Here is a 20,636-nt window from a genome sequence, read left to right on the forward strand (position 1 = left end):
CCTTCACTTCAGAAAAATAAGCTCCGCATTCTCGCCGTGGAGATCAAGCGCAGATATCAGGTTCTTTGGTGAACGATATTCCCCACAAAAGACGGGCCGTGTGCCGATGACACGGACAACCGGAGGTCGTGTGCCAACTACCAGGTTGTCGATTCAAGTGGAGTAGATATTTGGAGACCTTGTGCATCGCAGGACACGTTATCCCCAGTTTGTGTTGACAGGGCTGTTGATAACTCGGGGGCTGCACGCTTAAGTGCTTGAAGCGAATGGTTTTGTCACCGACGGTGCGGAGGAATGCAACTGGCGGCAACCCAAATCCTGCGGGCAGGCGCGCGTCAGTTATCCCCACAAATTGTTCGCAAGGCTGTGGACAACCTGCGCAGAGTCCACCCAAGTGATTGATACCACACACCTATCCTGTGTCGGCGCAACCACAGGCACCGCACCCGCCGTGTGATAAAAAGTAGTTCTCCTGCCACCCAGCGAGGCCGCGCATGTCGTCCGTCATGGGCTTCAAAGTCGTTCTGCTGTCGCTCGTCGCGATTATCGGTTTGGAACTGCTCGCCAAGCGGCTGCGGCTGCCGCCAGCCGCCGCACTGCTGGTCGGCGGTGCGGCAATGGCCTTCGTGCCCGGACTCCCGCGCTTCAATCTCGACCCCGAGCTGGTCCTGATCGTGTTCCTCCCGCCGCTCCTCATGGACGGCGCCTACTTCTCCGTTTGGGACGAGTTCAAGCGCAATCTCGGCGGTATCCTGCTGCTCGCGATCGGCGCCGTCGCGTTCACCACGCTCGGCGTCGGTCTGGTCGTGCATTGGGTCGTGCCCGCGTTGCCATGGGCCGCCTGCTTCGCGTTGGGTGCGATCGTCTCGCCGCCAGATGCCGTTGCCGCGAAGGCCGTGCTCGAACGCGTTGCGCTACCGCGCCGCCTGATGGTGATCCTCGAAGGCGAAAGCCTCCTCAACGACGCCGCCGGCCTCGTGCTGTTCCGCTTCGCCGTCGCGGCCGCGCTAACCGGTACCTTCAGCGCACAGCATGCGATTGGACGCTTCGCCGTGCTCGCGTTGGGCGGCGTGACGGTAGGCGTGGCGGTCGGCTTCCTGGTCGTCAAGCTGCTGCGCTATCTCGACGACGCGTACCTTGTCATCATCGCATCGACGCTTTCTGCCTGGATCAGCTACATCGTCGGGGACGTGCTGGATGTATCGGGTGTGATCGCGACGGTGAGTTGCGGGATGGTGCTCGGCTGGCATCAGCACGAAGTCTTCTCGGCCGCGGTAAGAATGCGCGGCACCGCCTTCTGGCAGGTCCTAATCTTCCTGATGGAAGCGCTGGTGTTCATGCTGATCGGGCTATCGCTGCGCGGCGTGATCGTGCGGCTGGGCGGCGTCGGCGATACGTTGACCGCATTCGCGCCGGCCGTCGGCGCGGTGCTCGCGGCGGTCGTGCTGTCACGCTTCGTGTGGGTCTTCGTGACGGAATGGTTGAAAGCGCTCGTGTGCAAATTGACGCGTCGCGAGGGCGGCAAGGCCGACTGGCGCTCGGCTACTGTCACGAGTTGGGCGGGCATGCGTGGCGTGGTCACATTGGCTATCGCGCTCTCCTTGCCGGAGACCATGCCCGGCCGCGATCTGATTCTGGTCGCCTCATTTGCCGTGATTCTGGTAACGGTGCTCGGGCAGGGCACGACGATCGGACCACTGATTCAATGGATCAATCCGGACCACGCGGCCGAACGAAACGCACGGCATCTGACCGAGCCGCAGGCGTGGGCACGGCTCGAAGCCGCGCAACTCGCCGCGATCCAGCCGCTGGTGCACGGGCCGGATGGCAGCGTGATTCATCCACGTTTGCTGGAACAGTACAGTTACCGCGCGCGCATCACGCAGGGCTATCAGAACGAAGCAGCCTTCCCCGCAGCAGAACGCGCTGCCCATTACGACGTTGTGCTGGCAGCCGTCTCCGCGGCTCGCATCGAGCTATTGCATCTGCATCGAACGGGCTTGCTTCACGATGAACTGTTGACTATTCTCGAACACGATCTCGATCTGCAGGAGATCGCCGCGTTGCATGGCAGGGGCTGAGCGCCTATGTCATCTGCTCCGAATTGGCTCGTAACGCTCACCGGCAACTCACTCCTTCCACGCCGAACCCAAAATCATCGTGCAGAAATTCTCGCGATGGTAATGCGGGTCCTTCAGCGCCAGCACGTCCGCTTTCACGTTCCCGAAGGTGGTCTCCGGTTTGTGAATGGTGCCGTGCGCGAACGCGTCGATAATGCCTTCCTTGAAATGCGCGCCTCGCGGATGCGCGTGCGTGACCTCGTGGCGCTGGTGCTCGGTAAATTCATCGTAGGCGAGCCCCAGCACGTCCATCTCCACGCCCGCCGTGACCAGCGCGATCACCGGCTTCATATGCTGCGGAATGCCAGGCGTCGTGTGCAGTGCGATCGAGTTCCAAACCTGATCGATGTCGTCCTCGCCAATGCCGTGACGTCGCAGGAAATCACGCGCCGCGTTCGCGCCGTCCACCTCGAAGCGGTCGTGCTCGCTGCTATACGGCGCAACCAGCCCCATGTCATGAAACATCGCGCCGATGTACAGCAGTTCGGGATCGTACTTCAGCTGCTTGCGCGCGCCAGCCAGCGAGCCGAACAGAAAAACGCGCCGTGAATGGTGATACAGCAAGTCGGTTTCGGTATCGCGCACGAGTTGGGTGGCTTCGCGCGCCATCATGCTGTCGGGAATCTGAATGCCTGCGATCGTGGTCATGTAATGAACTCCGTAATGGATTCGAATGAACGGAACGCGCGGTCTTTGTGACTTGAAAGCGCGTTTGGTATGCTGGTCCGCGGCGCTTTTTTCAGCGATTCAAGCAACGCGTCCGATGAAGTCCAGTATTGGTCAACGCGCCGCCGCAAACAATCGTCGTGGACCGTTGAACACTGCCAAACGCACCGCGTTGACTGCCGCGGCATGCGGAGTCCGTCCATCGTCACAGGAAGTTTTCGATGCCCACCGTTGCGATCGCCATCTTTCCCGGCGTGCAGGCGCTCGACGTCGCCGGCCCCGTCGACGTGTTTTCCGAAGCCAACCGTTTCACCGCGCCCGAAGATCACTACGAGGTGAAGCTGATCGGCGCGGAATCCGCACCATTGCGCGCGTCCAACGGCATGACGCTGGTCGCGGACGCCACCTTCAGCGAAGCGCGTCGTCCGTTCGATCTTGCCCTTGTCGCGGGCGGGCCCGCGCTGCCCGATCGTGCGCCCGACGCGCGCGTGCTGGAGTGGCTCGCCAACGTCGCCACGCAGGGCGGCCGTTACGGTTCCATCTGCACCGGCGCATTCGCGCTCGGCCACGCGGGCCTGCTCGATGCCCGCCACGTCACCACGCACTGGCAGCATGCAGCACAACTGGCGGCGCAATTTCCCAACGCGCGCGTCGATTTCGACCGTATTTACCTGCGCGACGGACCACTCGTCACATCAGCCGGCGTGACGGCCGGCATCGATCTGTCGCTCGCCCTGGTTGCTGAAGATCATGGGCCGCACATCGCGCTCGCGGTCGCCAAACGCCTGGTGGTGTTCGCGCAGCGGCAAGGCGGCCAGTCGCAGTTCAGCCCCTACCTGACCGCGCCCGTCGACGAGACGTCGCCCGTTGCCAAAGTCCAGGCGCACGTCATGGAACGGATTCGCGAGAGCTTCACGGTGAAGCAACTGGCCGACGTCGCAGGGATGAGCGCGCGCAACTTCGCGCGAGTGTTCGTGCAGGAGACCGGCGTGACGCCGCATGAATTCGTCGAGCGTGCTCGTGTCGATGCCGCGCGCAAGCTGCTCGAGAGCAGTGGCGCGGCGCTCAAGGCGATCGCGTACGACTGCGGCTTCGGCACAGCAGATCGCATGCGCATTGTTTTCAGTAAGCGGATCGGCGCGACACCCATGCAGTATCGGGAGCGCTTTCGCTCGCCTTGAATCTGAGCGTACGCGGACATGAACGCGTCCGAGGGTCGGCACAGGGCGCAAGACGCGGGAAAATATTGCGTGAGAAAATAGCGGCCTTGCTCACGCCAACGATTTCAAGGACCGACATGACCACCTCTTCTCCGATCCGTGCGATCGTCACCGGCCACAACCGTGGCCTGGGCGCGGCGCTCGCCGAACAACTTCTTGCTCGCGGAATCGCGGTGCTGGGTTTGTCCCGCTCGCGTCATGCCACGCTCAAAAACCATTTCCCGGCGCTGCTCGAAGAAATCGAACTCGAACTCGCCGACACCGCCCGCGTCTCGCAATGGATCGCGACCCCTGCGCTGCGCGAATTCGTCAGCGGCGCGCACACCGTGCTGCTGATCAACAACGCAGGGATGGTGCAGCCGATCGGCCCGATTGAAGGACAGGACGCAGCGGCCATCGCAAGCGCGGTGAGCCTCAATGTCGCCACGCCGTTGATGCTCGCCAGCGCGCTCGCCGCAGCCGCCGTCGACGCAACCGACCGGCGCATCGTGCACATCTCCAGCGGCGCGGCGCGCAACGCGTATGCCGGATGGAGCATCTACTGTGCAACGAAGGCCGCGCTCGATCATCACGCGCGCGCCGTCTCGCTCGATGCGAATCGCGCGCTGCGTATCTGCAGTCTGGCGCCGGGCGTGATCGATACGAATATGCAGGCCGAGATTCGCGGAAGCGGGGCCGAACAGTTTCCAATGCGCGAGAAATTCGAAGACCTCAAGCGCAGCGGCCAACTATCGTCGCCTGAACAGTGCGCTACCCAGTTGCTCGACTACGCATTGAGCGATGCTTTCGGTCAAACGCCGGTCGCCGACATTCGCGAGATCGCGAAGCCGGCGTAACCAGCAAAAACGGAGCAAAACACGGAGCGAAAAACGGCGCGACATTGGATCGCGTCGTGCGCTCCCGAAAAGTCTCACCTTTTGGGTCGCTCGCCGCTGATCTACACGCCGGGCGCGACCAGCGCGCCGCGCTCGGCTGCACCCAGCTCGCCGTGCGGCACGAACACATAGCCGCGTCCCCACACGGTTTGCACGTAACGCGGCTCGGAAGGATCGATTTCGATCAGACGACGCAGCCGCCAGATCGACACATCGAGGCTACGCCCTTGATGCAACACGCTATTGCCGCGCAGCTTCTCGTTGAGCTGCACGCGCGTGAGCACGGTCATCGCGTGATTGACGAAGATCTTGAGCAACGCGAACTCGGAACTGCGCAACGCGAAGTGCTCGTTGTCGCGACGCAATTCGCGCGCGGAGAAGTTCAGTTCGCAGCGGCCAAAGCGATACGGCGGCCGCGTCTCCGGCGCACCCGGAGCGACCGTGCCGCGCCGCCGTAGCAGCACGCGAATGCGGGCGAGCAGTTCGGCAGGGTCGGCGGGCTTGCTCATGAAGTCGTCGGCCCCGAGTTCGAGACCGATCACACGATCAATCGCCTTGTTGCTCGCCGAGAGCAGAATCACGGGCACATCGTTGCCGCCCATGCGCAGGTCGCGCAAGACGGCGAGACCATCGCCATGCGGCGCCGAAATGTCGAGCACCAGCAGCGAAGGCCGTTCCATCTCGACCACATGCTTGAGCCCGGCGCCCGGCGGACGTGCGGACACACCGCAGCCCTGGCCGCGCAATGATTCGCCCACCACGGCAGTCAAGCCGGCATCGGCGCCCACGAAAAGAATATGCTGACTCATCCAACTGATTCCAGGAGACGATCGTTGTTCAGAGACAGGCACCTGGCGTGCGGATATAGTCAATCCGCGCCCGCTGTCGTCCGCGTCGCCATCATCCCTGCATGCGGGTGTTCTCAAAACGCGGAACAGCCCCCAAGGTTGCCAATTTCTTCCCAACTCTTTCAACTCGGAACGTGATATGGCACGCCGCATGTGCCGCACGGTAAGCGTTGCCGTCTCGCTCCCGAAAAGGCTCACCTTTGGCATGGAGCGCTTTGGGTTTGGCACGAGGCGCGCGTTGAACTGCTCCTGAAAACGCTCACCTTTCGAGCTTGGGGGCAGGCCGCAAGGGCATGCTGGGCGTGGCCCGGATGCCCGAGAACAGGCCACTCCCGCAAACCCTCACCTTTAGAACTGGCAGAGTAATTTGCATACCCAGGTAAGCGGCCGTGCGTGTGCGGGCGTTGCCTCAAGATGGAAATGCGCGATTTGCGCGAGGGAATGGGTGTTTTGAACGATGTGGTCCGGCCCTCGACACCATCGTGCTGAAACAGGGGCCGGGTGAGTGCCGATCGATTCCGCCACTCACCGTGTTCGATCCGAGGTCCTTGAGCGAAGCATGCGCACGGGCCGCACGCCTCAACGAACCATGCTTTCTGAGCGCCTTCACGCGATACATGAAAGGTCCCGAATATCCTCACCTTTGAACGAGCGAGCGTATCCGGATGCGCGGCCTCAATCACCGCGCGGATCGGTTTATTCGCGTATTTAGCCTGTTTCGACCGCCGCAGCGAACGCGGAAACCGACTCAAAGACACGTTTGCACGCGGCTCCCGAAAACACTCACCTTCGCGTGCGACTCCCGCGCAGCAGCGTTTAGCTTGCCAGTTTGCGGAACGTTTCCAGCACGGCATCGCCTTTGAACGGCTTGACGATCCATCCCTTGACGCCGGCCGCCTTGCCCCGCTCCTTCATCGCCGGGCTGCTCTCGGTGGTCAGCATGATGACGTTGACGGTCTTGTTCGCGAGCTCGCCGCGAATCTTCTCGACCATCGTGAGGCCGTCCATATTCGGCATGTTGACGTCGCTGATCACCAGCTTGATGCCGGGGCTGGCCTTCAGCTTGGCGAGGCCGTCCTTGCCGTCCACCGCCGTGTCGACGTCCAGACCGTTCTTCTTCAGAAAGCCGGCCACTTCGTCGCGCACCGTGCTCGAATCATCCACCACCAGAATTTTCGACATGTTTTTTCCTATGATCACACTCAGAACAGATCCAGCTCGCCTGCCTCGACCATTGCGCCGACGTCGTCCGAGACTTCCTTGAAATCCTCCGGCGACCAGCTCAGGCTGAACACAAAACGTTGATGCAACTTGACCGCCCGGCTCGACCGCGGGTCCTTCAACCAATACGTGAAGCACAATTGCGGATTGCCGCTGCCGAACGAAATGTACTTGTGCTTGTGATTCACCAGCAGCGGCACCTGCACCTGGCTGCGCGCCCAGGCGTCCGCATCGCCGACATAGCGGTTCTTGAAGGAACCCCAGATCAGGTTCGTCACCTCGCCGAGCACGCTGTTCAGGTCGCGGAAATCGGCTTCGCCGTGTTGCGCGTCGTCGATCATCCGGTAACGATCCAGCAGGTCGAGAATCGGTGTCTCTTCGGCCTGCATCATCATGTAACCTCGGCACCATGCGCTTTCGAGCGGAATCAGACTGAACACCTCGCCGAAGATGATGCGGTCGCGCACGATATGCGGCGTGTCGCACGTGATGGTCAGATCCTTGAACACTTCGCCCAGAATGGCCTGTGTCATGTCGGCGATGCCGCGCACCAGTGCGTTCGGATAATCCAGGCTGAAAATGTACTCGTCGATCACCTGCCGCAGCGGCGCCATATCGTGCGCAACGTACGCCGCGCAGACCACGCGCCGCAAGCTCTCCGGCAAGCCGTCCATGCCAGGGCCGTCGTCCCGCCTCATGATGATCGGCAACTCGGGACGCACCGCGTTGATCCTGATCGCGATCTCGGCGCTGGCTTCCGGCGAGCCACCGTAATGCTCGGCAAACAACACCGCGCCCAGATCGATATTTGAGCGCAGCACCGACTGCAAGCGGTTCTTGCCGACCTTGACGCCGACCAGGTTGTTCTCGTCGCAAAAGCGCTTCAGCGCCTCTTTGTGAGCCGGGCAATCGTCCAGCACCAGCACCTTGCTGACCGGCTTGTTCATGTTCATGTTGCGTTCCTGCTCGCAGCGGGGATTCGCCGCCTGATCAAAACAACTCCAGCTCGCCGCTGGTTTCTTCGAGCGCGCCAGTGTCGGCGATGAAGTCGATCGGCGCATGCGCACACACGCATACCGTCGCGGCGAGCCGCACGGTACCGTTCAGCGTGACCGAATACGACGACAGCAGACCCGGCTTCAATTCATGCAGATGCGGCAGGCAACGCGCGTTCAGCACGTAAGGCGTCGACATGCCGAGGTCTGGAAAGTAGCGCAACAACGCCTGATTCATCGCCCCGCAACACAGATTGCAGATTTCCAGAAAGACCTCCTGGAAGTGCCGTTCGTCGGCGGTGTCTTTCAGGTAGTAGGCTCGCGTGCTGTCGTCTTCGTCGAAACGAAGGATCAGCAGCAGCCTGAACACGATCGACGAAATGGTCAGCACGACCACTTGCGAGTCTTTGGATGCGCCAAGGCCGGCCTCGGCAAGCGGCGCAATCTCGCACAGATCGCCGGCATCCAGCGGCAAGCGCGCCTCGGCGGCCTGGCGGAAAATGCGCTCGAAGCTGTCCCTGGCGTGGGCCGAAATCACACCGCCACCTCGTGCAGCTTCGAATGAAACTGATTGGCCAGCGACTCGACGCTGGCGAGCGACGCCGCGATCATCTTGCCGCCGGCCTGAATGTCCTGAAACGTCGACGTCGTGGTCAAGTCATTGCGATGCAGGCTGTCGCGATAGCTTTTCGACAACTCTTCGGAACGCGCGGCGAGGGCGCGCACTTCGCTCGCCACCACCGCGAAGCCGCGACCCGCCGGACCCGCCCGCGCCGCTTCGATCGACGCGTTCAGCGACACGATCACCACATGCCGCACAATCGAGGACAGCTCCTGATTCTTCGCGTGCATGTCGTGGTTTTGCGTCATGAGCGAAATCATCTGTTCGTGCCAGCGCTCGAATGTCGCACCGAGACTCTTCAGGCGCTCGGCCTCGCCGGCGATCTGCCGGGCCTGATGCGCCAACTGGTCTTTGTCCTCGGTGGCCGCTTTCAGCGCGTCACGCAGTTCGTCCGCGCGTGCCGATTGGAGCGCGAGTTCCTCGCGTAGCTGCGTGGTCAACGAATGCAATGCCTGCTCGGACTGCTCGCACTCGCGAATGGCGGCGCTATGCTGGGCCTGCCCGGCTTCGAGCGTGTCGATCCGCGCTTGCGCTTCGGCGCGCAACTGTGCCGTCAGCTTCGCGCTGTGCAGCTTGTGTGCGGCAAATGCCAGCAACGCGGTCACCGCGCTGCCTGCTGCCGCCGCCAATACGTACTGTTGAATCACAACCGTTCCTTCGAATTCCGTCGCGCCGTACGCCGATGCGGCGTTCAGTCCGCCATCGCGTCGAGTTGCAGTGCGCCGGTTTCGCCACGCGCTTCCACGCCGAGCGTATCGACGGCGACGCTATCCGGCAGGCAAACAATCGTCTGGAACTGACGGAACGCCGCGCCCTTCTGATCGTCGGTAAAGCGCAGCTCGATGCTGCCGTTCGCGCGCTTGAGGAAATCGCGCACGGCGTCCATGCCGACTCCGCGGCCGGACAACTCCGTGACCGTTTCCGCAGTCGAGAAGCCCGGCCGGAAAATGAAATCGGCGATCGCTTCATCGCTCAGCGTGTCGTTGCTACCAATCCAGCCGCGTTCCATTGCGATACCGCGAATGCGATGGAGCGCGAGGCCGCGGCCGTCATCGCTCAGCGTGATCTGCAACGCGCCGCTGTCCACGCCCACTTCAATGTGGATCGTGCCGGCCGGCTTCTTGCCGTGCTCGCTGCGTGTCTCGGCGGTTTCGATGCCGTGATCCATCGAGTTGCGCAACAGATGCATGAACACATTGTTCAACGTGCCACCGGCCTCGCCACGCAGACGGTAACCGTTGTCGTCGATATGCACGTTCGGCGCGGGCTTGCCCAACTCGCTCGCAAGCGACGGCAGCGAGTCCAGCACGCCGGACAGCGCGTCGCGCACGCTTTCGCTGCCCAGTGCCCGCAGCGTGCGGCGCAGCGCTTCGCGCATGGACTGAAGTTCGTGCAGTTCGCCGGCGTCGGTCTGCTCCAGCATGCTCAGCGTGTGCTGGATATGCTCTTTCGCGACCATCACGTAGTGAGCCGAGTTGCCCGCGTCGTTAAGCTGGCCTTTGCCCTTGCGGCCAAGGCTCTGTTCGTTGATTTTCGCGTAGCTCTCGATCGCTTCGCGCACGCGCGTCAGTTCGCGCATCAGATGCTCCTGATCCCACGAGCGGCCCGCGTCCGGCTGGCGCAGCTCGTGATAGCTCTGTTCCGTTTCGTGAACGACGTTGGTCAGATGCTGCAGGTTATAAGTGCGGGCATTACCCTTGATGGTGTGCATATTGCGGAACAACTCGGCAATCGCCGCGTGATCCGCCGCCGAATGCTTGCGAATGATCCGCTCGTTCTCGCTGATAAAGCCGGCCGAGCTCTCGATGAAATGGTGGAACTTCTCTTCACTGACCGCGAGAATTTCGCCGATCATGTCGAGTCGGCGGCGCTGTTCGCTGGCCTCAGCGGCCAGCTTGCGCAACTCGGTGACGTCGCGCACGCAGAGCATCAGGCGCACAATCACGTCGTTTTCATCGGTGATCGCCGACCAGCTCAGGTCGAGAATCTTCACGCGGCCATCGGGCATGCGTCGGGAAATCTCGCCGACCAGCAGATGCTGATTGAACGCGAAGTTGATGCAGTCTTCGCCGAGGCAGGCATGCGCGGCCGCATCGACTTGCGAAAGCGCGTCCGAACCGAGGTCCGTGTCGGCAAAGACGAGATCCATCAAACCGCGCCCGGCAATGTCCTTCGTTTCGAAGATGTCTTCCAGATAGGCCGAGTACTCCGCGTGGATCACGGCGCCGTCGATCACCGTCAGAATGCCCTGCTGCATGTTCTGCAACATCGCCTGAATGTCCGCGGTTTTCTGCTTGAGTTGCGCCGAACTCTCCTGAATCTTCTCGATCATGCCGTTGAAGGCAACGATCGAATGGCCGATTTCATCGAGCCGGCCTACCGGCACGCGCCGCGTGAAATCCTGGCTGGAGGCGATCTCGCTCATCATGGCCTGCATGCGGCTGAGCGGGCGCGTGATCTGACGGTAGAGCAGCGAGCCGATCGAAGTCAGCAGAATGATCGCGATACCCGTGACCGCCGCGATCGCCGTGGTCGTCGTGGCGAGTGTGGCGTTCAACGCGGTAATCGCCTCGTCTTTCTCGCGATTCTTCTCGACGCGCAAGGTCTCGACGATTCCTTCGAGTTCGTCGCGATACTGCGCGACATTGGCGAACAGATAGGCCTGCGCGAGTTCGTTCTTGCCGTCGGCCTTCATTTTGGCCGTCTCGGCGATCGCGGAGAAATAGTTCTCGAGACTGTCTTTAGCTTGCGAAACAAGGCCCTTCTGGGCGTGGCTCGCGGCATCTTTATCCTGCAACGCGAGCGCCTGTTGCAACGAAGCGCGCTTCTTTTTCAGTTCGTCCTGAGCTTGGGCGACCATATTGGCGTCGGGCGCGTAGACCAGTGTCATCGTGGCGAGTTGCACGTCTTTGACTTGCGACACGAGGTCGGCGGAAGCGAGCGCGCTCGGAACGACGCCTTCGGTTACCTTGCGCACCTCGGCCGCGCTGCCGCGCGTCTGGTAGACAGCGTAGCCGCCAATCGCCGACAAGGCGACGAACATCAGAACAACCAATAGCGTGATGCGATGACGAATAGTCATGTGAACCCCCCGGGGTCTGGCCTTCGCGTCAGCCCTCAATGGGAGCAGCGCGTTTTATGCGAAATATGGTCTGACTTGCAGCGCTGCGGAGTATTGCCCACGCATGTTACTAAGCGATGACTACAGACTTTTAAACCGCATTTAACGCGTCAAATATAATTCTCAAGTTTTCGGATAAAGCGCCGTTAACAAGCGGCTTTTCATTTGCGTTTTTGTCACCGCTGCAAAAGTCCGAGCGTTCAAAGCGTCAGCTAATCGAAGGCAGATGCTTGGACGCTTCGCGCAGACTGAGCGGTGAAATAAGGTCGCGTGAAGCCGACAGAAAGCCGCTCACCGCGTCGGGCGCGTGCCACGCGTAATCTCGCAAGGCCCAGCCGATCGCTTTGCGTATAAAGAAGTCGCTTTCCGCGGCCAGCGCACGCGCGTACCCGAACAGACGATCTTCGTCGGTATGCTCGCGCCAGCCGAGTTGATGAATCATCGCAATGCGCCGCACCCATAGTGATTCGTGCTGAAGCGCCGCGTCCATGACGGCCTGCGCCTGTGGCGTCTCGACCCGCGCCGCTTTCAGCACGTCGCCGACTACGCCCGCGAGCGGATCGACCGAATCCCACCACGAAGCTTGCTGCGCGATAGTCAGCAGATGCGCGATGTCGTTGATCCCCAGCGCCTTCCATTTACGCGCCAGCAGATCCGTCGCGACATACTGGAATTCGCGCGCCGGAAGGGTCCACAAAACATGCGCACACGCCAGCAGATGATCGGCGTTCTCCACCTGCAGCCGCTTGAAAACCGGCAATACCGCTTGCCGCCGCTGCGGCGTCGGCACGCCGATGAATTCGAACTGGTGGCGCATGTACGCGCGCATCGCGAGCGCGCGCTCCGCGTCGGCGTGCGGGGCGAGCGCCGCCTGAATGTCCCTCGCGAAAGCGTCAGGCGTCATTGAGGAAAGCGCTCCACGTGCACTTCGCCGCGCCGGCCAAAATACTGCACCTGGCGTCCCGCGATCCAGACGAAATAGCCGATGCATCCCGCAGTCATGGTTCGGCTCACGAACTCCGCGTACTTGACCGCGCCGCTTTGCGCGCCGCGCACGGCCTGGTTGACCGCGTCGGCGTCGAAGGCATTCGCAATCGCGATGTCCGGTAGCGGCAATGCGATCGCGTGCGTCTCGCCGCCGGGCGCATAGTACGTATGCTCGCCGCGACGGTAATCGGTGAAGTACGATTCGACGCCGGCCTCACCGAGCGCGCGCACCACCGAGCCGAAATCGATCGTGCCTTCGTGTGAGCGCTTCGCACAGTCTTCGGCCACGAGGCGGCTGGCTTCATTGAACTTCGCGGACATGTCTATCTCCAGCAGGGAGAGCGTTTACTCGATGGGAACCGCCTTCAGGCCGTGGACGGCGACCACGTTTTTCATTGCGTCGACGATCGCCGTTTTTACACCAGCGGGCAGGTGGCCGAAGAACTCTTCGTCGTTCTGATCGGCCAGTCGCGCGAGTTCAGGCACGAGTTTTAGTCCTTCCGTACTCAGTGCAACGACGTGATTGCGGCGGTCTTCTTTGACCGTCTCGCGTTCGAGCAGTGCCTTGGCTTCGATCCGTGTGAGCAGCTTCGACACCGCACCCTTGCTCATGCCGGTGCGTGCCGCGAGCGCCGTGGCAGATGTCGGGCCCGAGTCGTAGATCTCGCGCAGCAATACCCATTCGGACACAGTCACGCCGTGGGCTTCGACCTTCATCTGGAAGCCATGCGACACGTGATTCGACACGAAGCGCAGCCAGTAACCGACATGCGCTTCAAGTCCGCTAACAGGTTTCTTTCGAGCCGGCGCGCGGGTGCTGTTCTTTTGACGAGGACCTTGCATGGGGTAACGCCATCTCCAAGAGCATTGACGGCATATTAGTTTCCTAGGAAACCAATGTCAATATTCGCGGATACCGAGGTTGGCGAAGGCCTGTCATTGCACTCCCGAATTCCCTCACCTTCGGGGTTGAAGTGCGCGGACAGGTTGCCATATTCTCACCTCGACGCATCCCGAATCTTCTCACCTATCGGTTGGCGATTTAGCGACCTGCCGCCGGGCCGCCTTGCTCGCAGTCAGCGCGTATGACCGCAACTCCCTGGAAATCCTCACCTTTTCTTAGGTGCGGATCCGGTGCGCCGGTTGCTCACCTCCTGGAATCACTCACCTTTCAACGCGATCTCCTGGAACTCCTCACCTTGACGCAAGTTTGCGGAGCGTTGAGGTGCCGATCTGCTCCTGGAACGACTCACCTTTGAGCGGATTCGAAGGGTCTCCTGGAAAGCTTCACCATTGATGAAAGTGAACAGGATGCGCTTGCGGCAATGTATTAACTACGCCGGCAGCGTCTCTTCCAGCCGCAAGCGTGCGTCTTCCCGAAACCGAAGGTCGTTCCAGACATCGTCGCTAATTTTGAAACCGCTCGAGACTGGACCGAGACTCTCATACGACTCGTGATCCGTCATCGGATCGACCGTTGCGCGCCACACAGGCTTACCGCCTAGCGTTCGCACTTCCAGCTGGTTCTTACCGATTGGGACTGCGTAAAAGCCATCTCGGAAGAGCCACGCGGCATTTTCCGACTTCAGCAACGAGATGGCCATACCCAGCGCGCCGGTTGAACGCGCAAGGTTCGCGTAGTCAAGAAAGTTGAAACCGTTGAATGGATCAAACAATCTTTCCGTCACGAAATGAGTCGCACCAGGCGGCAACAGGGAATCCGGGTTTTGATTGAACGCATACAGCTGTTCGGGCGTGCCGGTCGTGCTATGCAGATAGGAGTTTTTGTTGACGGCGAGCGGTGTGACCTCAGCGCCGCGCTGATCCGTCAGTTTCCACCGTGACCGGTCTCCGGCATCGTAGTCTGTCAGAAACGGCGTAGCCCAGCTAAGGCCCACAGTCAGGTATTTCAGATTCTCTTCATGAACGAGATGGAACGGATTGCCTCCAGCGAGGCGAAAAACACCGTTCAGGTTGCGCGGATCCTTGGGGATCGTGCCGACCGAGAGCGAATCATCACTTTCTACACTCAGGACCTTACTGTAGTTATTCGCAAAGTGGAAACGACCGTCCTCGCCCATGACGAATTGCGTAGTGCTGTTGGGTCGATTGGAGGCGTAGGTCTTGTTGTAGACCCAAACGTTCTTGCCTGCGTCGGCATACAGGATGTACGGATAGTTGCCGCCATACCCCTGCAAGGTCATCGGCCCTGCATAGTCTTTCCCGGCTGACTGGCGGGCCGCCAACTGATGGACTTGCAAGCGGGTATTGAGATAGAACTCGGCCTGCGCGAGATTAGGCTCTTGCCTCGGGGCAGAAAACCGCTTGTATTCGGGTTCATGCCAGGCGGCGCTATCGATCGGAAATCGGGCAAGCTGAGGTTGCGCTCCCGCAGTCCACGTCCGCCTGTACACGTCCCAACGGAAGGCAGGATTTTCGTGGTAGTGCCATAAGTGCCCTTGTTTCACGTCCTTCGTCTCCCACCAACCCAATATCTGCGTGTTGTCGATGTGGCCCATGGCGGCAAATTCATGGTTTTCCGCGCCGAGAGTATGTGCGCCGAGGCTCGCGTTCACATTGACCATGTTAGGGGACGGCGCGATAGCATAGATATACCCGTTCTCCGATTGATGGCGCTGGCGGTCGATGGCAACCCCCGATGTTTCGAACGTCCCGAGATAGCCGCCACTGTCTGTTTCCCCCTCGTGGGAGGCAATGTCAAAATTGTGCAGGGACAAATTGACATCGCGCAGCGGTGTAATTGCAGCGTCGAACCCGCCTCTCTTCGCGACTTCGGCCGGTTTGTCCGTTGATGGGCGAAGTAGCACCCACGGATCGGCGGTCAATGTCGAGTCGGTTGAACGTTTGAATTCCAAGCGCTTGTCCACATAAGTCTGGATCGAAGGACGACTGTCCGGCGGTGCGGTTGGCAGGTCCAGGCGCGGGGTGACGAGCTGAACGGTTGGCGCTGACCAGGCCCTTCGCTCTGCGTTGTCCAGACTGATGTCTGCTCTGCGCACGCCGGCAGCCGCGAAATCGGCTTCACGGGCGAACCATGCCGTCGTAGCGCCAATGACTCCGCCTTCGGCGCTGTATCCCCCGTCATAGACGCCACGTATTGCAGCCGACAAATCGTCAAAGTTGTTATACGTATAGGCACCGAAGTTAGGATCGTAAAGCTCGTAGTGATCGCGCGCGACATCCGGACTGTGGTTGAGCCGCTGTACGACGACCGGCCGGCTAGGCTCTCGTCTCGACGTTCCTCCCGCTTCAGCGCTTAACGAAAGATCGATAACCGCGAAGTCGTTGCGCAGAGCCACGGGGCCGCTGTCGCTGTTATACGCTTCGGCGAAGTGTGTTCTCAGTTCACTCAGGAGATCGTCTGCTGTCGTGACGCGATGCATGCCGCTGTGCCGGATGTAGTTCGCCAGAACGCTGGTAGAGGCGGACTGGAAATGGTCGTGAACGTAATTCGAACTGTTGATGAACCGCTGACGTGCATCTGGATCGTTCCGCAAGCTGCGTAGGCTTCCGATGAAAATGCCGAGCGATTGTGTTCTCCCGTCGGCAACGGCCCGTAACGCGGAGGTTGCCAGGCTTTCGTCTGGGCTGCGCAAGCCGGAACGCGCCGCACCGCCCGGAAAAAGCGTATCGAGTGATAGGGCATTCGAAGAGGCTGCATGTCGCTGGTAGATGAGGTTTTCACATTCGGGGATGGGCGGCCCCTTACCGGCAGCTCCCGGTCGCGGGCCGAGGACTGGCGTAGGCGTTCGATTTTCAGACGGTGTCGTCGAATACACCTGCAGTTTGAACGGCGTGACTCGATAGTCGCCTTCCAGCTCGTCGAAAGAGGAGCGCGTCCTGAAGGCGGTTGCCATGAAGCGGTTCAACGCTTGCTCTGTATTACCCCAGTTTGCATATTCGAATGCGCCATTGTTGGGATCGAAAATCGTATAGCGATTGCCGACTCCTCTCTGGATGAGAATGGCGTGCCCATAGTCCCTTCTATCCGTTGGCGACTCCAGACTCAGCTGGACGTACGCGATATCGTTGGGATGGCGCAGCAAATTCTGTGTCTGGTGATTGAATAAATCGATGCGGTAATTGCGGTCTCTAACGCCGGCGAACGTAATGGGTGGCTGCGGCGCATAGCGGCTTAGGCCAAGTTTGGCGCCACCGGTCTGGAAGTTGGTGATGCGACCGAACATTTCCCTTCGCGAGATGGCGTTACGGGTGTCCGCGCGCATGTCTCGCACCGCTGAGATGAGCGTCGATTCACGCTGACCGGGCGATCCGGGTGTCGTCGGCTGATCGCTCGTGCCGCGATCGAGCCGGCGGATGGCTTCCCGGACCATGCCATCACATAGGCCGCCGCTCGCCTGATTTCGACTTTCTTTATATTCGGGCTGCGCGAAGCCTTCGGAGGCAATGCTGCCTTCCTTCAATGCGTCGCCGCCAAGATCCCTGATGCATTTGCTGAGAACCGGGCCGCGTTTGACCCGCGGGCCGCCGTCGTCGGTTGTGACGGCGAGATTGGATGCGACAGGCGCGGCGCGCCCCGCGCGGTATCCGTTTCTGGCTTCGTCATTTCCAATTGAGCGCTCGCTGCCAGTGAACCATGTCCTCGCATCGTGAAAGGCGGACGCTTGCTGGCGAGCGTGGCGATTCATGCGGTGTTTCGTCATGAGGTCCGCTCGAGGAACGTCGCCGGGCCAACAGTCCGGCCGCGCATTGCGAGGCCCGCCTGGACTTTTCGAGGAGGGCTGCGGATGGCTACCTGTGTTACGTGGCTTTTCCTGCAAGGATTTGCAGGCATTGGCGACTGCGGGATTTGCGCTCGCGGGCTGGGTAGCCGGTTGCGTGCTGCTTTGCCGAGTAGCGTCCTGCTCCTCATTCGGAAGCTCGCAGCAGCGACAGGGGACGCAATTCGGGCTTGAACCGGAGACGCGCATGATTGATGCTCCAGGAGGTGGAATACCAAACGGGCTATCTCGCGGAATACGAGAACCCTGCGGCTGATCGTAGCAACGACGGTTTCCACCTTGTGGTACGCGGATATGGCGTACCGCGTTCATCGTGGCCGTCTGAAGCATCGACTGTCAGGGTGGCTCTGCCTGTGTCGTGGTGAACTCACCTGCTGGTGTTTCTCGCCTTTTTGCTGGCGATCTCCTGGAACGTCTCACCTTTGCCGGATTGACAAAGGCTTATTCCGGCGTGCTCTGTTCGGCGATTTTCCGGATTGCCCAAAAGTGCGGTCGCTCGTTATTTGTCCAGGTGACGTTCCGTGTCAGAACTTCACCTTCAACTGAAACCCGATCGTAAACGGAAGATTGTCCGACGGGATGGGCGGAATCACAATGAAGTTCGCGCCCACGCGCTTGTATTCGAGCATGACGATCGGTGCGACGACCGGTCCGATCGTATGATCGCGGCCCAAACCCCAATTGCCGTAGTTATAGCCCGAGATGATCCCGCCGATCGCCGCGATCCGCACGATGCCCCAATGCGCGAACTCCGGCGCCCACACACCGCCGCCGTAATAAGAAGGCCGGCGCAGCGAATTGCGAAAGCCGCCGGCAGTCAACGCCCATTGATTATTGAGCCAGCATTCGACACCGAGGCCCGGATTGAACTGTTCGAAATGGGTGTTCGGGTCAGGGTTGATGTGATACGAACCCAGCATGGCGTCGACCCACACGCCACCCTCGCACCAGTTGCCCGCATGCGCGGCGGACGCCGCGGCGAGGCTCGCTACAAGCGCAATGGCCGCGCGTCGGATGTTCTTCTTGATCTGCCGAAAATGCATGTCCTCTCCGCCACCGGTCGAGCGCCGGCGTCATCTGTGTTCTGGGTAGGGTTGCTTGCCGTCCGTCGCGCACTGTACCTCAACCCTTCAGCACGATGTTGAGGACACGCTCGGGCGCCCGGGCACGACACGTGCCCGTTAGCGCAGACGCAACCATAGCCGAGAACCGATGTCGGAGCGGTGAACGCGCATTGGGCGTTCGCCTGTCGGGTCAAAGACCGAGATCGGACAGACCCGGGTGATCGTCAGGACGGCGGCCAAGCGGCCAATGAAAAAGACGGTCCGCTTCGCGGATCGGCATATCGTTGATGCTGGCATGACGGCGGGCCATCAGTCCATGCTCGTTGAACTCCCAGTTCTCGTTACCGTACGAACGGAACCAGTTGTTCGAATCGTCGTGCCATTCATAGGCAAAGCGCACGGCAATGCGGTTATCGGTAAACGCCCACAATTCCTTGATCAACCGGTAGTCGAGTTCCTTCGCCCATTTGCGGCGCAGTAAAGCGACAATCTCCGCGCGGCCATGCGTGAACTCCGCGCGGTTGCGCCATACGCTGTCCTGCGTGTAGACGAGCGACACACGCTCGGGATCGCGGGTGTTCCAGCCGTCTTCCGCGCCGCGCACTTTCTGGATCGCGGTTTCACGTGTGAACGGTGGCAGCGGCGGGCGGGTTTCGATCGGGTCGGCCATGATGGTTCCTCAGTCAGGTTGCGGTTCGCCGGGATGGCGGTCGTTTGCGTGGCGGTGTAACTGGCTCGCTCGCACATTGCGCGTCGAGCAGGACTTCGGCTGCGGTTTGTGCGTCGAGCGCCGCGTCGGGCTCGCCGCTTACCAGCGCGACGGCGATTGCGCCGTCGAGCAGGATCAACCATTGACGCGACAGGCGCGCGACGCGGCGGGCGTCCATGCCCGACTCCGCCGCGAATTCGTCGCATTCGGTTCGCACGAACGCCAGCAGGCGTTCTTTGTGATGGCGCGCGACGATCCGGATCGGGTCCTCCGCGGAGGCGATTTCACCGGACGCATTCAAGAATGCGCAACCGTGAAAATTCTCCGATGCAAACCATTCACGCAGCACCTCGAACATGCCGAGCAGGCGTTTGCGTGCCGTCTTGCCGTGCCGCTGCGTGCCGGTGATAAACCAGTTCATCCAGCGTTCGTCGCGCCGGTCGAGCGCGGCCGCCACGAGCGCGTCTTTCGATTCGAAATGCGTGTAAAAGCTTTTACGCGCCGTACCGGACTGTTTGACGATCGCGTCCACGCCGGTGGCATGAATCCCGCCGGCGTAGATCAACGCTTCAGCCGCATCCAGCAGCCGCTCGCGCGCACTGCCGGGCGAGATTGATTCAGTGTGAGTGTCAGTAGCCATGAACGAATGGTAGAACGATCATTCTCCTTCGTCAAGACTTTTGTGTTTTTGCGGCGTGAGAGCGCGAACTGCTATCGTGAGCGGGATCGGTCAACGGGAACGAACTTCATGAGCACACTGAGTCTGCGCGCCGCGTTCGTGCGCGCGTTGCTGAGCGCAACGTTGTTAACGGCAATGGCCTGCACGCCTGTGCAAGTACTCACGCATTCGGTCAGCCAGAACGAAGCGCGTGTGCCGCCCGGCCGTTATGAAATCGATCCGGATCACTGCAGCATTACCTTCGACATCGATCACTTCAAGTATTCACGCTTTACGGCGCGGTTCGATCGCAAGAAGGGGGAGCTCGACTGGAACGAAGGCGGTCTGGACAAGAGCACGACGTCGGTCACGATCGACGCCGCGAGCATCGATACGAATGTGCCGCTGCTCGACAAAATGGTGAAGAGCGCCAGCTTGCTCGACGTGGAGCGCTATCCGGAGATCCGTTTCGTCAGCACGCGTTTTGAGCGCACCGGCGAATCGCGCGGCACGTTGACCGGTGATCTGACAATTCACGGCGTCACGCAAACAGTCACGCTCGACGTCACCTTCAACGGTTTTGCGCCGGATCCGCTCACGAAAAAAGACACGCTCGGTTTTTCCGCCGAGGGCCATTTCAGCCGCGCCAAGTTCGGTCTGGCGACATGGTATCCGGCTGTCGGCGACGATGTTCACGTGCGCATTCAGGCCGAATTCGTTAAAACGCCCGCAGGCGGGTGAGCGCGGTGCGGGCGTTGGGCGGGACG

General features: G+C 60.8%; 18 protein-coding genes. 4 read left to right on the forward strand and 14 right to left on the reverse strand.

What is annotated here, in order from left to right; translation table 11 throughout:
* The first annotated feature begins 494 nt into the window (after positions 1 to 494).
* A complete protein-coding gene (locus tag P0D68_RS03885; RefSeq protein ID WP_408294627.1) occupies positions 495 to 2,081 on the forward strand; it encodes a Na+/H+ antiporter in 1,587 nt (528 codons plus the stop codon).
* Positions 2,082 to 2,129: 48 nt separating this feature from the next.
* On the opposite strand, the gene P0D68_RS03890 is transcribed toward P0D68_RS03885, so the two are convergent.
* Positions 2,130 to 2,768, reverse strand: a complete 639-nt coding sequence (locus tag P0D68_RS03890; protein ID WP_091805264.1) for an HD domain-containing protein — start codon at positions 2,766 to 2,768, stop codon at positions 2,130 to 2,132.
* A 239-nt stretch (positions 2,769 to 3,007) separates the two neighbouring features.
* Between P0D68_RS03890 and P0D68_RS03895 the strand changes: the two genes are divergently transcribed.
* A complete protein-coding gene (locus P0D68_RS03895) occupies positions 3,008 to 3,967 on the forward strand; it encodes a GlxA family transcriptional regulator (protein ID WP_408294631.1) in 960 nt (319 codons plus the stop codon).
* A gap of 116 nt (positions 3,968 to 4,083) precedes the next feature.
* A complete protein-coding gene (locus P0D68_RS03900; protein WP_408294634.1) occupies positions 4,084 to 4,842 on the forward strand; it encodes an SDR family oxidoreductase in 759 nt (252 codons plus the stop codon).
* A 101-nt stretch (positions 4,843 to 4,943) separates the two neighbouring features.
* On the opposite strand, the gene P0D68_RS03905 is transcribed toward P0D68_RS03900, so the two are convergent.
* The 13 genes from P0D68_RS03905 to P0D68_RS03965 form a co-directional block, all read right to left on the reverse strand.
* Positions 4,944 to 5,690 (reverse strand): winged helix-turn-helix domain-containing protein, encoded by a 747-nt coding sequence (locus P0D68_RS03905; RefSeq protein WP_408188023.1) that lies wholly within the window; start codon positions 5,688 to 5,690, stop codon positions 4,944 to 4,946.
* Positions 5,691 to 6,545: 855 nt separating this feature from the next.
* Positions 6,546 to 6,911, reverse strand: coding sequence for a response regulator (locus P0D68_RS03910; protein WP_007178665.1), 366 nt, complete (start codon positions 6,909 to 6,911; stop codon positions 6,546 to 6,548).
* Between the two features lie 20 nt (positions 6,912 to 6,931).
* Positions 6,932 to 7,903 carry a chemotaxis protein CheX gene (locus P0D68_RS03915; RefSeq protein WP_408294638.1) on the reverse strand — a complete coding sequence of 324 codons (972 nt, stop codon included), beginning with the start codon at positions 7,901 to 7,903 and terminating at the stop codon, positions 6,932 to 6,934.
* A gap of 37 nt (positions 7,904 to 7,940) precedes the next feature.
* Positions 7,941 to 8,483: a hypothetical protein gene (locus tag P0D68_RS03920; protein ID WP_408294641.1), complete on the reverse strand. Its 543-nt coding sequence runs from the start codon at positions 8,481 to 8,483 to the stop codon at positions 7,941 to 7,943.
* Positions 8,480 to 9,214 (reverse strand): methyl-accepting chemotaxis protein, encoded by a 735-nt coding sequence (locus P0D68_RS03925; protein WP_408294644.1) that lies wholly within the window; start codon positions 9,212 to 9,214, stop codon positions 8,480 to 8,482. Before P0D68_RS03925 ends, P0D68_RS03920 begins: the two co-directional genes overlap by 4 nt.
* A 44-nt stretch (positions 9,215 to 9,258) precedes the next feature.
* Complete coding sequence (locus P0D68_RS03930) at positions 9,259 to 11,649, reverse strand: HAMP domain-containing protein (protein ID WP_408294647.1); 2,391 nt, start codon at positions 11,647 to 11,649, stop codon at positions 9,259 to 9,261.
* 247 nt (positions 11,650 to 11,896) lie between these two features.
* Positions 11,897 to 12,592 carry a DNA alkylation repair protein gene (locus P0D68_RS03935; protein ID WP_408294650.1) on the reverse strand — a complete coding sequence of 232 codons (696 nt, stop codon included), beginning with the start codon at positions 12,590 to 12,592 and terminating at the stop codon, positions 11,897 to 11,899.
* Positions 12,589 to 12,996 (reverse strand): DUF1398 domain-containing protein, encoded by a 408-nt coding sequence (locus tag P0D68_RS03940; RefSeq protein ID WP_408294653.1) that lies wholly within the window; start codon positions 12,994 to 12,996, stop codon positions 12,589 to 12,591. Before P0D68_RS03940 ends, P0D68_RS03935 begins: the two co-directional genes overlap by 4 nt.
* A gap of 24 nt (positions 12,997 to 13,020) precedes the next feature.
* On the reverse strand, positions 13,021 to 13,518 hold the full coding sequence (locus tag P0D68_RS03945) for a MarR family winged helix-turn-helix transcriptional regulator (RefSeq protein WP_408294656.1): 498 nt from the start codon (positions 13,516 to 13,518) through the stop codon (positions 13,021 to 13,023).
* 491 nt (positions 13,519 to 14,009) lie between these two features.
* Positions 14,010 to 17,360 carry an enterotoxin A family protein gene (locus P0D68_RS03950; RefSeq protein WP_408294659.1) on the reverse strand — a complete coding sequence of 1,117 codons (3,351 nt, stop codon included), beginning with the start codon at positions 17,358 to 17,360 and terminating at the stop codon, positions 14,010 to 14,012.
* A 602-nt stretch (positions 17,361 to 17,962) separates the two neighbouring features.
* Positions 17,963 to 18,481, reverse strand: coding sequence for a hypothetical protein (locus P0D68_RS03955; protein ID WP_091805298.1), 519 nt, complete (start codon positions 18,479 to 18,481; stop codon positions 17,963 to 17,965).
* 211 nt (positions 18,482 to 18,692) lie between these two features.
* Complete coding sequence (locus P0D68_RS03960; protein WP_408294662.1) at positions 18,693 to 19,172, reverse strand: nuclear transport factor 2 family protein; 480 nt, start codon at positions 19,170 to 19,172, stop codon at positions 18,693 to 18,695.
* A gap of 13 nt (positions 19,173 to 19,185) precedes the next feature.
* Positions 19,186 to 19,851, reverse strand: a complete 666-nt coding sequence (locus tag P0D68_RS03965; RefSeq protein ID WP_408294665.1) for a TetR/AcrR family transcriptional regulator — start codon at positions 19,849 to 19,851, stop codon at positions 19,186 to 19,188.
* Between the two features lie 108 nt (positions 19,852 to 19,959).
* On the opposite strand from P0D68_RS03965, the gene P0D68_RS03970 reads away from it, so the two are divergent.
* On the forward strand, positions 19,960 to 20,610 hold the full coding sequence (locus tag P0D68_RS03970; protein ID WP_091805309.1) for a YceI family protein: 651 nt from the start codon (positions 19,960 to 19,962) through the stop codon (positions 20,608 to 20,610).
* The last annotated feature ends 26 nt before the right edge of the window (positions 20,611 to 20,636 follow it).

The organism is Paraburkholderia sp. RL17-380-BIE-A (assembly GCF_046028085.1).
Classification (GTDB): domain Bacteria; phylum Pseudomonadota; class Gammaproteobacteria; order Burkholderiales; family Burkholderiaceae; genus Paraburkholderia.

Bases quoted from the DNA above. Each gene is read 5' to 3' on its own strand.
- P0D68_RS03885 (WP_408294627.1), top strand. From the start codon at position 495: ATGTCGTCCGTCATGGGCTTCAAAGTCGTTCTGCTGTCGCTCGTCGCG.
- P0D68_RS03890 (WP_091805264.1), bottom strand. From the start codon at position 2,768: ATGACCACGATCGCAGGCATTCAGATTCCCGACAGCATGATGGCGCGC.
- P0D68_RS03895 (WP_408294631.1), top strand. From the start codon at position 3,008: ATGCCCACCGTTGCGATCGCCATCTTTCCCGGCGTGCAGGCGCTCGAC.
- P0D68_RS03900 (WP_408294634.1), top strand. From the start codon at position 4,084: ATGACCACCTCTTCTCCGATCCGTGCGATCGTCACCGGCCACAACCGT.
- P0D68_RS03905 (WP_408188023.1), bottom strand. From the start codon at position 5,690: ATGAGTCAGCATATTCTTTTCGTGGGCGCCGATGCCGGCTTGACTGCC.
- P0D68_RS03910 (WP_007178665.1), bottom strand. From the start codon at position 6,911: ATGTCGAAAATTCTGGTGGTGGATGATTCGAGCACGGTGCGCGACGAA.
- P0D68_RS03915 (WP_408294638.1), bottom strand. From the start codon at position 7,903: ATGAACATGAACAAGCCGGTCAGCAAGGTGCTGGTGCTGGACGATTGC.
- P0D68_RS03930 (WP_408294647.1), bottom strand. From the start codon at position 11,649: ATGACTATTCGTCATCGCATCACGCTATTGGTTGTTCTGATGTTCGTC.
- P0D68_RS03935 (WP_408294650.1), bottom strand. From the start codon at position 12,592: ATGACGCCTGACGCTTTCGCGAGGGACATTCAGGCGGCGCTCGCCCCG.
- P0D68_RS03940 (WP_408294653.1), bottom strand. From the start codon at position 12,996: ATGTCCGCGAAGTTCAATGAAGCCAGCCGCCTCGTGGCCGAAGACTGT.
- P0D68_RS03945 (WP_408294656.1), bottom strand. From the start codon at position 13,518: ATGCAAGGTCCTCGTCAAAAGAACAGCACCCGCGCGCCGGCTCGAAAG.
- P0D68_RS03950 (WP_408294659.1), bottom strand. From the start codon at position 17,360: ATGACGAAACACCGCATGAATCGCCACGCTCGCCAGCAAGCGTCCGCC.
- P0D68_RS03955 (WP_091805298.1), bottom strand. From the start codon at position 18,481: ATGCATTTTCGGCAGATCAAGAAGAACATCCGACGCGCGGCCATTGCG.
- P0D68_RS03960 (WP_408294662.1), bottom strand. From the start codon at position 19,172: ATGGCCGACCCGATCGAAACCCGCCCGCCGCTGCCACCGTTCACACGT.
- P0D68_RS03965 (WP_408294665.1), bottom strand. From the start codon at position 19,851: ATGGCTACTGACACTCACACTGAATCAATCTCGCCCGGCAGTGCGCGC.
- P0D68_RS03970 (WP_091805309.1), top strand. From the start codon at position 19,960: ATGAGCACACTGAGTCTGCGCGCCGCGTTCGTGCGCGCGTTGCTGAGC.